The 13,773-nt window shown below is 41.8% G+C and carries 10 protein-coding genes; 8 read left to right on the forward strand and 2 right to left on the reverse strand.

The window, feature by feature from the left end; genetic code table 11:
* Positions 1-28 precede the first annotated feature (28 nt).
* On the forward strand, positions 29-1,384 hold the full coding sequence (locus QZ135_RS04350) for a family 16 glycosylhydrolase (protein ID WP_294606216.1): 1,356 nt from the start codon (positions 29-31) through the stop codon (positions 1,382-1,384).
* A 72-nt stretch (positions 1,385-1,456) separates the two neighbouring features.
* Positions 1,457-3,709 (forward strand): glycoside hydrolase family 3 N-terminal domain-containing protein, encoded by a 2,253-nt coding sequence (locus QZ135_RS04355; RefSeq protein ID WP_294606218.1) that lies wholly within the window; start codon positions 1,457-1,459, stop codon positions 3,707-3,709.
* Between the two features lie 100 nt (positions 3,710-3,809).
* Here QZ135_RS04355 and eno read toward each other — a convergent pair whose 3' ends face one another.
* Both eno and crcB read right to left on the reverse strand, forming a co-directional pair.
* A complete protein-coding gene (gene eno, locus QZ135_RS04360; RefSeq protein WP_294606220.1) occupies positions 3,810-5,090 on the reverse strand; it encodes a phosphopyruvate hydratase in 1,281 nt (426 codons plus the stop codon).
* Positions 5,091-5,178: 88 nt separating this feature from the next.
* Positions 5,179-5,550, reverse strand: coding sequence for a fluoride efflux transporter CrcB (gene crcB / locus QZ135_RS04365; protein WP_294606221.1), 372 nt, complete (start codon positions 5,548-5,550; stop codon positions 5,179-5,181).
* A gap of 224 nt (positions 5,551-5,774) precedes the next feature.
* Here crcB and QZ135_RS04370 point away from each other — a divergent pair, with 224 nt between their 5' ends.
* The 6 genes from QZ135_RS04370 (at position 5,775) to QZ135_RS04395 (ending at position 13,772) form a co-directional block, all read left to right on the forward strand.
* Entirely contained in the window at positions 5,775-7,931 is a 2,157-nt protein-coding gene (locus QZ135_RS04370; RefSeq protein ID WP_294606223.1) for a glycoside hydrolase family 97 protein, read from the forward strand.
* A gap of 879 nt (positions 7,932-8,810) precedes the next feature.
* Entirely contained in the window at positions 8,811-9,359 is a 549-nt protein-coding gene (locus QZ135_RS04375; RefSeq protein ID WP_294606226.1) for a UpxY family transcription antiterminator, read from the forward strand.
* 32 nt (positions 9,360-9,391) lie between these two features.
* Complete coding sequence (locus QZ135_RS04380) at positions 9,392-9,865, forward strand: UpxZ family transcription anti-terminator antagonist (RefSeq protein ID WP_294606227.1); 474 nt, start codon at positions 9,392-9,394, stop codon at positions 9,863-9,865.
* 63 nt (positions 9,866-9,928) lie between these two features.
* Complete coding sequence (locus QZ135_RS04385; RefSeq protein ID WP_294606229.1) at positions 9,929-10,981, forward strand: NAD-dependent epimerase; 1,053 nt, start codon at positions 9,929-9,931, stop codon at positions 10,979-10,981.
* 21 nt (positions 10,982-11,002) lie between these two features.
* Positions 11,003-12,316: a UDP-glucose/GDP-mannose dehydrogenase family protein gene (locus QZ135_RS04390; RefSeq protein WP_294606231.1), complete on the forward strand. Its 1,314-nt coding sequence runs from the start codon at positions 11,003-11,005 to the stop codon at positions 12,314-12,316.
* 10 nt (positions 12,317-12,326) lie between these two features.
* Positions 12,327-13,772 (forward strand): lipopolysaccharide biosynthesis protein, encoded by a 1,446-nt coding sequence (locus QZ135_RS04395; RefSeq protein ID WP_294606233.1) that lies wholly within the window; start codon positions 12,327-12,329, stop codon positions 13,770-13,772.
* Position 13,773: the final 1 nt, after the last annotated feature.

The following is a 13,773-nucleotide window of genomic DNA, read 5'->3' on the forward strand; positions in this document are numbered from 1 at the left end:
ATGATTGAATAATGAAAAAGAATAATCAATGAAGTATAATTATTTTTTGTCTCTACTGTTTTTAGCATTAATAGCTTGTGGAAACAGCGATAATGATCCGCAACCTGATAATGTTATGTTGACATGTTCACCCGAAAAAGTGGAAGCTGTTGCGATTGAAGGAAAGTATATACTGAATGTTACTTGCAGCAGTGGCGAATGGACTGCTTTTGCCAGTGATGATTGTAGTTCTTGGGTGACAGCTAAGGTGTCTGATTCTTCTTTGACTAAGGGACAGGTTACTGTTTCTGTAAAAGCAAATAAGAAAACAACTAACCGTAATGGTTCTGTTGTTGTAAAGTCGGGAACAAAACGTATCATGATACCCGTGACCCAAAATGCCCCAATGTCTGTTTCACAACGTGAGATATACTCTAATTCTAGTGGCGAGAATATCACATTGTCTGTTTCGGCTGTGGCTGATTGGAGCGTGAAATCTAACGATAACTGGATAAAGGCTGAAAAGAAAGATAGCCAAACGGTGAGTATCTCGACAAAGCCTAATGAAGACAAAATTTCTCGGAATGGAACTTTGGATATTGTTTCGGGTGTGGAGAAGATAACAGTAGTTGTCACTCAAGAGTCGGCTGAAGACCGTGAGATAGACACCCCCGAAGGATATCGCCTAGTTTGGCATGATGAGTTTAACGAAGGTACATCCCTTGGCAGTAACTGGACCCACGAAGTACAAAAGCCCGGTTGGGTAAACAATGAACTTCAGAGTTACGTGAATGGTTCGGCGGACGGTAAGCGTGTGACGGAACTAATAGACGGTAAATTGAACATAAATTGTTTTAAAGGTTCCGACGGTAAGATTTACTCGGGTCGTGTTTATGCTAACGTAAATACAGGATGGCTTTATGGCTATTTTGAGGCTCGTATCATGCTTCCCAAAGGCAAGGGTACTTGGCCTGCTTTCTGGATGATGCCGGTGAACAACAATTTCTCGACTAATCCCTGGCCGGGTTGTGGTGAGATTGATATCATGGAAGAAGTGGGTGTTGATGCGAATATCGTGTCGTCTTCCATTCATTGCGCAGCTTACAATCATACCATAAATACTCAGAAGACTGCATCTCGCAATATTGCTACGGCAGAGTCTGAGTTTCATATCTATGCTTGTGAGTGGACTCCCGACTATCTGAAGTTCTTTGTAGATGGAACAGAATTGATGACATTCAGGAATGAGGGTACCGGCAAAAACGTATGGCCGTTCACTTATGCTTTCTATCCTATTCTCAACCTTGCATGGGGTGGTGATTGGGGCGGATATAAAGGTGTAGATGAGAGCGCCTTGCCTATAACAATGAAAGTGGATTATATACGCATATTCCAGAAAAAATGAACTAAGCAATTAGTGATATGAATAACAAATTTATAATGAATTAGGTAATAATACATATAATTAGGCTTATCCATGAAAATACTAAGGATTTTTTCAGCTTGCTTGCTTCTGTTACCTTTTGTCTCTTGTACTCAAGTGGCAACCAATAAAGGTGATGCGGCAACCGAGAAAAAAGTAGAATCTCTCTTATCCAAAATGACTCTTGAAGAGAAAATCGGTCAGATGAATCAGATTTCCTCTTATGGCAACATCGAAGATATGAGCAGTTTAATAAAGAAAGGTGAAGTCGGCTCTATTTTAAATGAGATAGATCCGGTACGCATTAATGCGTTGCAACGCGTTGCGATAGAGGAATCCCGGTTGGGTATTCCTTTGCTGATGGCACGCGATGTCATTCACGGGTTTAAAACCATTTTCCCTATTCCGTTGGGGCAGGCGGCTTCGTTCAATCCGCAGGTTGCAAAGGACGGTGCACGGGTAGCGGCTATCGAAGCTTCTTCTGTGGGTATCCGTTGGACATTTGCACCGATGATTGACATTGCCCGTGACCCCCGTTGGGGACGTATCGCCGAAGGATGTGGCGAGGATACTTATCTGACCGCTGTGATGGGTGCTGCTATGGTAGAAGGATTTCAGGGTGACTCTCTGAATAATCCCACGTCGATAGCTGCATGTCCCAAGCATTTTGTGGGATACGGTGCAGCCGAAGGCGGACGTGACTACAATTCCACATTTATTCCTGAGCGTCTCCTGCGCAATGTCTATTTGCCACCGTTCGAAGCTGCTGCCAAAGCAGGTGCAGCTACGTTCATGACTTCATTCAATGATAATGACGGAGTGCCCTCTACAGGAAATACATTTATCCTGAAAGATGTGCTTCGTGGTGAGTGGGGTTTCGATGGTTTGGTAGTGACGGACTGGGCTTCTGCCAGCGAAATGATAAGCCACGGTTTTGCGGCTGATTCTAAAGAAGCAGCTATGAAATCCGTTAATGCCGGAGTTGATATGGAGATGGTGAGTTATACTTTTGTGAAAGAACTGCCTGCATTGGTGAAAGAAGGAAAAGTGAAAGAAAGCACTATCAATGAGGCTGTACGCAATATCCTGCGCATTAAGTATCGTTTGGGATTGTTTGACAATCCTTATGTGGATGAGAAACAGCCATCCGTCATGTATGCTCCTTCCCACTTGGAGGCAGCTAAGCAGGCAGCTATCGAATCTGCTATCCTGTTGAAGAATGACAAGGAAGTATTACCGCTACAATCATCAGTGAAAACTGTTGCAGTAGTAGGTCCTATGGCTAATGCACCTTATGAGCAGATGGGCACATGGGTATTTGATGGCGAAAAGGCTCATACACAAACTCCGCTGAATGCTATTAAGGACATGGTGGGAGACAAAGTGCAGGTGATTTATGAACCGGGATTGGCATATAGCCGCGAGAAGAACCCGGCAGGTGTGGCAAAGGCAGCCGCAGCCGCTTCACGCGCAGACGTTATTCTGGCTTTTGTGGGTGAAGAATCCATTCTTTCTGGTGAAGCTCACTGCCTTGCCGACCTTGATTTACAAGGAGACCAAAAAGCCTTGATTGCCGCTTTGGCTAAGACTGGCAAACCTGTCGTGACTGTCGTGATGGCAGGTCGTCCGTTGACTATCAGCAAAGAAGTGGAAGAATCTGCTGCTGTTCTCTACTCGTTCCATCCGGGTACGATGGGTGGTCCTGCACTGGCCGATTTGCTTTGGGGCAAAGCCGTTCCGAGTGGAAAAACGCCGGTTACATTCCCTAAAATGGTGGGACAAATTCCTGTATATTATGCTCATAACAATACCGGTCGACCGGCTACACGGAATGAAGTGTTGCTGAATGACATTGCTGTTGAGGCAGGACAAACATCATTGGGATGCACTTCTTTCTATATGGATGCTGGTTTTGATCCTTTATTCCCGTTTGGTTATGGTTTGTCGTACACCACATTCGAGTATAGCAATGTCAAACTCTCTTCTGCTGCATTGAAGAAGAATGATGTGTTGACAGTGTCATTTGATTTGGAGAATACAGGTAAATACGGAGGAACGGAAGTAGCTCAATTGTATGTACAAGATAAGGTCGGTTCCGTGACTCGTCCGGTAAAAGAACTGAAACGTTTTACCCGTGTAACATTGAAACCGGGTGAAAAGAAAAGTGTTTCATTCGAACTCCCCATTAGTGAACTTGCATTTTGGAACATTGATATGGCAAAAGTTGTAGAACCTGGAGATTTCGGTCTTTGGGTAGCGTCCGACAGCCAATCCGGAGAGGAAGTTTTCTTTAAGGTGATAGATTGATTGGTGATTCTAAGGTTAAAGAAGAAGAGGGGCGGACCGTGATGGTTCGCCCCTCTTGCTGTTGATACAATAATTATTTTACTAACAATTTTTTGGTGGTTCATTTGATACGTCTGTAACCGTAAACTGCATTGGCTCCCAGTTCTTCTTCAATACGGAGCAACTGGTTGTATTTTGCCATGCGGTCGGAGCGGCTTAGTGAACCGGTCTTGATTTGTCCGCTGTTGGTGGCAACAGCAATGTCGGCAATGGTTGCATCTTCCGTTTCGCCGGAACGATGGGAGGTTACAGTAGTATATCCGTGGCGGTGAGCCATTTCAATGGCATTCAACGTTTCGGTCAGGGAGCCAATCTGATTTACTTTGATCAGGATGGAGTTTGCACAACCTTTTTCAATACCCATAGCCAGGAAATCGACATTGGTAACGAAAAGGTCATCACCTACCAACTGGCAACGGTTACCGATGCGGTCGGTCAGTTTCTTCCAACCTTCCCAGTCATTCTCACTCATTCCATCTTCGATGGAGTCGATGGGGAATTGGTTGATGAGTTGTTCCAGATAGTCAATCTGTTCGTCGGCTGTGCGCTTTTTGCCTTTTTCACCTTCGAACTTGGTATAATCATAGATACCGTCTTTATAGAATTCGGAAGAAGCACAGTCCATGGCAATCATGACGTCTTTGCCCGGTTCGTATCCGGCAACTTTGATGGCGGCGATGATGCTGTTCAAAGCATCTTCCGTACCTTCCAGGTTAGGAGCGAAACCGCCTTCGTCACCAACGGCAGTGCTCAGACCCCGGTCTTTCAATACTTTCTTCAAAGCGTGGAATACTTCGGCACCCATGCGCAGACCTTCGCGGAAAGAAGTCGCACCTACGGGGCGTATCATGAATTCCTGGAAAGCGATAGGAGCGTCACTGTGCGAACCGCCATTGATAATGTTCATCATCGGTACGGGCATCACGTAAGTATTGGTACCACCGATGTAGCGGTACAGAGGTATATCAAGGTAGGCTGCTGCTGCTTTTGCTACGGCGAGGGATACGCCGAGAATAGCATTGGCACCTAAATTAGATTTTGTTTTTGTTCCGTCCAGTGCCAGCATGGCATGGTCGATTCCCATCTGGTCGAGGGCAGACATTCCGATCAATTGCGGAGCGATGACGTTGTTGATGTTTTCTACAGCTTTCAACACGCCTTTACCTCCATAACGTTGCTTGTCGCCATCACGGAGTTCCAAAGCTTCGTGTTCACCTGTAGAAGCACCGGAGGGGACAGAAGCACGGCCCATAAAGCCTGATTCCAGAATTACATCTACTTCTACTGTGGGGTTTCCTCTTGAATCGAGGATTTCGCGTCCGATAATCTTTTCTATTTTCATAATTATGTTCTTATTTGTAATTATTTTAAATAAGGAACAAGAAAAGGGCGGATTTTGTTCAGAAAAGATGTCTATTATTTGTAGCTCGTCACTTTCCCATTGCTCCTCCTGCTATTGCTGCCAGTACCCCCAATACGATACTTAATATAAAATAGGTGAAAAACAATCCATATAACCCTTGTTTTAAGAGGGTTACTCCATCATTTGAGAAAGTGGAAAAAGTAGTGAAGCCGCCGCATAAACCGGTAGTTAGCAGTACACGGTATTCAGTGGCAAGATTGAAACGGGCAGACCAGGCATAGAACAACCCGATCAGAAAACTTCCCAGAATATTGACGGTGAACGTAGCCCACGGGAAAGAGTAGGGGATAATCCGTTCATGCAACATCTCCTGTATGCAAAATCGGAGTACACTCCCTGTACCCCCTCCTAAAAAGATACATAATAATATTTTAGTCATTGTTTTAAGCTGATTTATCGGACTATTTATGAAATGGCGGCAAAGATACGACTTTAATTCCATCTATATTTTCAGAAGGTAGCCTTTTCTTTAAAATTCAGTTGGTTAATGTTTTATGCAAACGTTTGCCATTAAAGCATCTATATTTTAATTTAATTCCTTCTGTTGCATACCTTTTCCTCCTTATATTTGCATCACGATTAAAATTTTAACATATTCAAATCATGAAAAACATGAAAGCAATCAAATTGTTCTCTTTCCTGCTCCTTCTATTAGTGAGCAATTGGGCGATGGCTGAGGGTATTACCTCTCCAAACGGACAACTGCAACTGAACTTTTCAGTGAACGCACAAGGTGAACCGATCTATGAACTTTCCTACAAAGGCAAGACTGTTATCAACCCCTCTAAACTCGGTTTGGAACTGAAAGATGATCCGGGACTGATGAATGGATTTGCACTGGCAGACACCAAGACTTCCACTTTCGATGAAACCTGGGAACCGGTATGGGGCGAAGTAAAACAAATCCGCAATCATTATAACGAAATGGCTGTGACGCTGAATCAAAAGGCGCAAGACCGTAATATGATTATCCGCTTCCGCCTTTTTGACGATGGTTTGGGGTTCCGCTACGAATTTCCGTTGTCTAAGAATATGAACTATCTCGTTGTCAAGGAAGAACATACCCAGTTTGCTATGACTGGCGATCATACGGCTTTCTGGATACCGGGCGATTATGATACGCAGGAATATGACTATACAGAATCTAAACTTTCTGAAATCCGTGGTCTGATGGATGGAGCTATAACTCCTAACTCTTCACAAACCACCTTCTCGCCGACGGGCGTACAGACTTCCCTGCAAATGAAGACCGCCGATGGTCTTTATATCAATCTGCATGAAGCAGCTTTAATAGATTACTCATGTATGCATCTTAATCTGGATGATAAGAATTTTGTCTTCGAATCCTGGCTGACTCCCGATGCACAAGGATACAAAGGCTACTTACAAGCTCCCTGTAAATCGCCGTGGCGTACGGTTATGGTAAGTGATGATGCTCGCGACATTCTGGCTTCCAAGTTAACACTGAACCTGAACGAACCTTGTGCTTACGAAGATGTTTCCTGGATTAAACCGGTGAAATATGTAGGTGTATGGTGGGAAATGATTGCCGGTAAGAGCACTTGGGCTTATACGGATGATCTTCCTTCCGTGAAACTGGGTGAAACGGATTACACAAAAACCAAACCCAATGGCAAGCATGGTGCTACCAATGAAAATGTGAAACGCTATATTGACTTTGCTGCCGAGAATGGTCTTGACCAAGTGTTGGTGGAAGGCTGGAACGAAGGTTGGGAAGACTGGTTCGGTCATTCCAAAGATTATGTATTCGACTTTGTGACCCCGTATCCTGACTTTGATGTGAAGATGCTGAATGACTATGCCAAGAGCAAAGGTGTGAAACTGATGATGCACCATGAAACTTCCGCTTCCGTGCGCAACTACGAACGCCACATGGATAAAGCTTACCAGTTTATGGTAGACAACGGTTACAATGCAGTAAAGAGTGGTTATGTAGGCAATATGATTCCTCGCGGTGAACATCACTATGGCCAGTGGATGAACAACCACTATCTCTATGCTGTGACTAAAGCTGCTGATTATAAGATTTGTGTAAATGCTCACGAAGCTGTACGTCCTACCGGACTTTGCCGTACTTATCCTAACCTGATTGGTAATGAGTCTGCTCGTGGTACGGAATATGAGGCTTTCGGTGGCAGTAAACCGTTCCACACTACTTTACTTCCGTTTAATCGTCTGATTGGCGGTCCGATGGATTATACTCCGGGTATCTTTGATACGAAATTGGAATTTATGGGTGACCTGCCTCATGGACAGGTACAGACTACTCTCTGTAAGCAGTTGGCTCTTTATGTAACATTATACAGTCCGTTGCAGATGGCTGCCGATTTGGTTGAGAATTATGAGAAACATATGGATGCTTTCCAGTTCATCAAAGATGTAGCTGTGGATTGGGATGATAGTAAATATCTGGAAGCAGAACCAGGTGATTATATTACGGCAGCTCGTAAGGCTAAAGGCACGAACAACTGGTTTGTAGGTGGTATTACTGATGAGAATGCACGTACTTCCAACTTTACTTTGGACTTTCTGGAACCGGGCAAACAATATGTAGCCACTCTTTATGCTGATGGCAATGATGCCGATTACAAAGAGAATCCTACTTCTTATCAGATAAAGAAAGGTATTGTAACCAATAAGACTAAGATGTCAGTGAAACTGGCTCGTAGTGGTGGTTTTGCTCTCAGTTTGATTGAAGCTACACCGGCAGACAAGAAGACTGTGAAGAAATGGAGATAAAATATAGTCTCAGATTGAGAAAACCCCTAAAATTAGGGTAGAAAGAAGTTTTTTATTAGGTATTAGATATGCTCCGCAGGGTTCTTGCGGGGCATTTTTTCTACTAAGAGTTTGTATTCATTTTTACCTACACGCTTACACTAACCTCTGTATCTCCTTGTTCATCGGCAATAGAACGGTGGTGGAAGCAAATTTATTTAGTGTAGGTAAGTTTTGCCTACACTCTTTGCTTTGTCGAAAGTCGGCTTTTGGTAGCTGATGTTCCATGCTTTTCAAACTAAAACAGTTGCTTCCTGATGTTCCTATGCCCTGTTTCTTATGAAAGTTCCTATATTCATAGTACAACCACGGATGTGGTTAAGAAGAGTTATATATGTGAATCACTTGCTTCATAAATGTGAAGTACGTGAACCACATCTGTGGTCATATATACAATAAGCTTACTTTATTCATAAACAATGGATAAAAGCGTATTCTTCTATGGAAATTATCATCTGAATGTATCATGATATTCTCTAAACACTATGCTCTATGGTGTAAATGGGTGCTTTATGAGTGATGTATTTAGGAATTCTTTATAAAACATTTTGTTCTTTCGAAAATCCCTCTTATCTTTGCGCACGTTAAATGGATGATTCATGTGCATTTTGATGCTTAAGTCATTCGTTTACAGCTTATAAGAAGTCGAAAACTGTGTTTCTCCTATTAAATCAGCTTTTTCAGTCTTCAAGAGTGTCTGTTTGTACTTCCTGCGATAGGGAGAGCAAATTTTGGCCATTGAACGTATTAAATTCGCTATCACGAATTAACGTTTTAACCGGAAGGGGTGTCTTTCCCCCGGTGTCCCCAAGAAATATCCTTTTCTGAACCCCCTTTAACGTGAACAAATCAAATAACGAAGAAATATATTGGTACGCTTTGCGCATCACCTATAGCCGGGAGCTTGCTTTGAAAGAGTTCCTGGACCGGAATAATATCGAAAACTTCATTCCGATGCGTTATGAGTATGTGATGCGAAGGGAGCAAAGGATTCGTAAGCTTGTTCCGGCGATACATAATTTGATATTCATCCGCGCCACGCGAAAAAGGATTGATGAAATAAAGGAAGAGAATGCCATTCTTCTTCCTCTTCGTTACATCATGGATCGTGAAACCAGGCAGCCTATCGTTATTCCCGAAGTCCAGATGCGTCATTTTATAGCCATTGCCGGTTCTTATGATCAGCAAGTCATTTATTTGCCGCCGACAGAATACTCTATGCAGAAGGGTGATCGCGTTCGCATCACCGGTGGCGTTTTTGAAGGCGTTGAAGGTGTATTTATCAGAGTGAAAGGTGATCGTCGTGTAGTCGTATCTATTCAGGGAGTTATGGCGGTTGCTACAACTTTTATTCATCCCTCTCTTATTGTTCCTATAACAGAAGAATAATTCATAGTTTCTAATTTATAATTCATAATTATATGAAGTCTCAAATCGATGCTTTGCGTCAACTCACGCATGAGCTTCTTTATCTTGGTATGGATGGTGAACCCATTTATGCCGATCGTTTATATCAATTAAATTCAGAAGTATACAGTCAGGCGGAAGCTTTGCACGGTGAGAAATCCGTGAATGATGAAGAAGAAGCGACTCTTTGTATCACTCTTCTGAAAGCTTATAGTGCTACGATTTATAATCATGGAGATAAAGAAGAAAAGGTTCAGGAGCTATTGGACCGTAGCGGGAAAGTTCTTGGAAAACTTTCGGATTCTTTATTGAAATGTCAGCTATTAGTGGCTTGCTATGGGGAAACGCTTGATGAGGAGTTGGCGCAAGAAGCACATAAGATTATGAGTGGCTGGGGTGGTTTGTTAACGGCTGAACAACAAAATATTTCCGATGAATTGCAGAATGTGGAAAATGATTCATATCTGCATGCAAACACAGAGTTGTAGGCTGATAAATCTATAGCTGATCTCTTTGTTGTGTTTGTTCTTTAATACTTATCCTTATTTTATATGAAATTTCTTGTTACGGGGGCTGCTGGTTTCATTGGCTCCTATGTTTGTAGGCACCTGCTTTCTCGTGGAGATGAGGTGGTAGGGCTTGATAATATCAATAACTACTATGATATCAATCTGAAGTATGGGCGTTTGGGGACTTTAGGCATTGATAAAAGCGCTGTTGACTGGTATAAGTTTGTTCAAAGCAATACATATGAGAAATTCCGGTTTGTCCGCATGAATTTGGAGGACAAACAGGCAATGCAGATGCTTTTTGCCAATGAACATTTTGACAAGGTTGTGAATCTTGCAGCTCAGGCAGGAGTACGCTATTCTATAGAAAATCCCTATGCTTATGTGGAAAGTAATATAGATGGCTTTTTGAATATACTGGAAGGATGCCGCCATTATGGAATTAAGCATTTGATTTACGCTAGTTCCAGTAGTGTTTATGGTCTGAACGGAAAAGTTCCTTTTTCGGAAAAAGACAGTATAGCGCATCCTGTAAGCCTTTATGCGGCAACAAAGAAGTCAAATGAATTAATGGCTCATACTTATAGCCATTTATATGGTATTCCTTCTACCGGTTTGCGCTTCTTTACGGTTTACGGTCCTTGGGGACGTCCGGATATGTCACCTTTCCTTTTTGCCGATGCCATGTTGCACGGGAGGCCGATAAAGGTTTTCAATAATGGTGATATGTTGCGCGATTTTACTTATATTGATGATATTGTTGAAGGAGTCCTTCGTGTGATAGACCACACTCCTTCTCCTAATCCGGACTGGAGTGCTCAAATCCCTGATCCCAGTTCTTCTACTACTCCATATAAAATATATAATATAGGTAATTCTCATCCGGTGAAACTTATGGACTTTATTCAGGCCATCGAAGAAGCTATCGGACATCCTGCAGAGAAAATATACCTTCCTATGCAACCGGGCGACGTTTATCAAACGAATGCGGATACTTCGGCTTTGCAGAATGAATTAGGGTTTAAACCTGACAAGCCGATTAAAGAGGGAGTTCAGGAAACGATAGATTGGTATCGTTCTTTTTATCAATTGTAATCAAAAGTAAACTAAGATAATATGAAAATAGCAATAGTTGGTACTGGCTATGTCGGCTTGGTGACAGGTACCTGTTTCTCTGAGATGGGCATTGATGTGACTTGTGTGGATGTGCAGGAAAGTAAGATAGAAAGTCTGAAGAAAGGCATTATTCCTATTTATGAGCCGGGCTTGGAGGATATGGTGCATCGCAATTATACTGCTGGTCGTCTGAAATTTACGACAGACTTGAAGGAATGTCTGGATGAAGTGGAAGTTGTATTTAGTGCGGTCGGTACCCCTCCTGATGAGGATGGCAGTGCTGATTTGAAATATGTGTTGGAGGTTGCGCGTACCATTGGGCGTAATATGAATAAGTATGTGCTGGTTGTGACTAAGAGTACAGTTCCGGTGGGTACTGCACAAAAGGTAAAGTCGGCCATTCAAGAAGAACTTGATAAACGTAATGTAAAGATAGAGTTTGATGTGGCTTCCAATCCTGAATTTTTGAAAGAAGGTGATGCGGTAGATGATTTCATGAAGCCTGACCGTGTGGTGGTAGGTGTGGAATCGGAAAAAGCTAAGACTATAATGGAACGTCTTTATAAGCCTTTCATGATGAATAACTATCGGTTGATATTTACTGATATTCCGAGTGCCGAGATGATAAAATATGCGGCAAATTCTATGTTGGCCACACGGATTAGCTTTATGAATGATATTGCTAACCTCTGTGAGTTGGTTGGTGCTGATGTAAATATGGTTCGCAAAGGTATTGGTGCGGATAGTCGTATTGGCAGTAAATTTTTGTATCCCGGTTGTGGATATGGTGGTTCTTGTTTTCCGAAAGATGTAAAGGCGTTGATAAAGACTGCGGAAAAGAATGGCTATCCGATGCGTGTGTTAAAAGCTGTGGAAGAGGTGAATGAGAGGCAAAAGAGTATTCTTTTTGAGAAGTTATTGAAGCATTATAATGGGGATTTAAGAGGTAAACAGATCGCTTTATGGGGTTTGGCTTTCAAGCCTGAAACGGATGATATGAGGGAGGCTCCGGCATTGGTATTGATTGATAAGTTGATGGAGGCTGGCGCAAACATGAAGGTTTATGATCCGATTGCGATGGATGAATGTAGGCGTAGGATAGGAGATAAGGTTGTTTATGCTACGGATATGTATGATGCGGTGCTGGATGCGGATGCGTTGTTGTTGGTGACGGAGTGGAAGGAGTTTAGGATGCCGAGTTGGGGGGTAGTGAAGAAGACGATGAAAAAGGCTGTGGTAGTTGACGGAAGAAATATATATGAGAAGAAAGAACTGATAGAAGCGGGGATAGAATATAGTTGTATAGGGAAATAATACTTGTCTTTTGGAAGATTCTTTAAAACAGAAAACCGTTCGTGGTGTAGGCTGGAGTTTTATAGATAATATTGCCAGTTCAGGTATTACTTTTTTAGTCGGTCTTGTGCTGGCTCGACTTCTTACCCCCGAAGAGTATGGTGTTATGGCTATAATAGCTATATTTATAGCTATTTCTAATTCTATTATTGACAGTGGCTTTTCCAATGCACTGATACGCAAGATTAAAGTGGAAAGAGTAGATTATAATACTGTTTTTTATTTTAATCTGTTGGTCAGTATTATACTTTATATTTTTTTGTTTTTTTCTGCTCCTGTCATCAGTGCTTTTTTTAAAGAACCGGAGTTGATCGAGATAACTCGAGTGATAGGTTGGATACTTATCATCAATGCTTTGGCTATCATACCACGTACACAATTGGTGCGTAATATTGATTTTAAAACACAGACAAAAGTGTCTTTGATATCTTCTGTCAGTAGTGGGGGAATAGGTATTGTAATGGCTATTGCGGGTATGGGAATATGGAGTCTTGTGGGACAACAGTTGTCACGTCAGTTTCTTAACACTCTATTTTTGTGGGTTTATACCAAATGGAAACCTATGTTTGAGTTCTCCTTACAGAGTTTTAAAGAACTGTTTGGTTTTGGCTCTAAACTTTTACTTTCCGGATTACTGGATACATTTTTTAGAAATATCTATTATATTGTTATAGGTCGTTTTTATACTTCTGCTCAATTGGGACAGTATACTCGTGCTGAACAATTTAATTCTATCTTCTCTAGCAATTTAACTTCAGTAGTACAGCGTGTTAGCTATCCGGTTCTGAGTTCCATCCAAAATGAACCAGAGCGTCTGAGGGACGCTTACCGTAGAGTGATAAAGATCACTATGCTGATAACCTTTGCTTGTATGTTGGGATTGGTAGCAATAGCAAAGCCTTTGCTTGTTATTCTTATAGGTGAGAAATGGTTGCAAGCAGTTTACTTTTTACAAATAATCTGTTTTTCTGGGATGCTTTATCCGCTTCATGCCATCAACTTGAATATTCTTCAGGTAAAAGGCCGCTCTGATTTATTTTTTAAATTAGAAGTTATAAAGAAAATCATAGCCATTGTTCCCATAGTAGTTGGTATATTCTTTGGCATTGAATGGATGCTAGTAGGTAATGTATTTACTTCTTTTTTTGCTTATTTCTTGAATAGTTACTATTCTGCTGGTCTAATTTTATATCCAGCTATAGAACAGATAAAGGATATTTTTCCTACGTTTATTATTTCTATTATAGTAGCAGGAGTTATGTGGAGTTTGTCTTTTATACCGATGTCTTACTATCTTCTTCTTCCTATTCAGATTATTATTGGATTGTCGTTAGCACTTCTTATTTATGGACGACTTCATTTGTCTGAATATCTTGAGGTAAAGCAACTGGTACTTACTCTCTTAAAACAAAAGTAAA

It is taken from the genome of uncultured Bacteroides sp., from assembly GCF_905207245.1.
Classification (GTDB): domain Bacteria; phylum Bacteroidota; class Bacteroidia; order Bacteroidales; family Bacteroidaceae; genus Bacteroides.

Bases quoted from the DNA above. Each gene is read 5' to 3' on its own strand.
- QZ135_RS04350 (WP_294606216.1), top strand. From the start codon at position 29: ATGAAGTATAATTATTTTTTGTCTCTACTGTTTTTAGCATTAATAGCT.
- QZ135_RS04355 (WP_294606218.1), top strand. From the start codon at position 1,457: ATGAAAATACTAAGGATTTTTTCAGCTTGCTTGCTTCTGTTACCTTTT.
- eno (WP_294606220.1), bottom strand. From the start codon at position 5,090: ATGAAAATAGAAAAGATTATCGGACGCGAAATCCTCGATTCAAGAGGA.
- crcB (WP_294606221.1), bottom strand. From the start codon at position 5,550: ATGACTAAAATATTATTATGTATCTTTTTAGGAGGGGGTACAGGGAGT.
- QZ135_RS04370 (WP_294606223.1), top strand. From the start codon at position 5,775: ATGAAAAACATGAAAGCAATCAAATTGTTCTCTTTCCTGCTCCTTCTA.
- QZ135_RS04380 (WP_294606227.1), top strand. From the start codon at position 9,392: ATGAAGTCTCAAATCGATGCTTTGCGTCAACTCACGCATGAGCTTCTT.
- QZ135_RS04385 (WP_294606229.1), top strand. From the start codon at position 9,929: ATGAAATTTCTTGTTACGGGGGCTGCTGGTTTCATTGGCTCCTATGTT.
- QZ135_RS04390 (WP_294606231.1), top strand. From the start codon at position 11,003: ATGAAAATAGCAATAGTTGGTACTGGCTATGTCGGCTTGGTGACAGGT.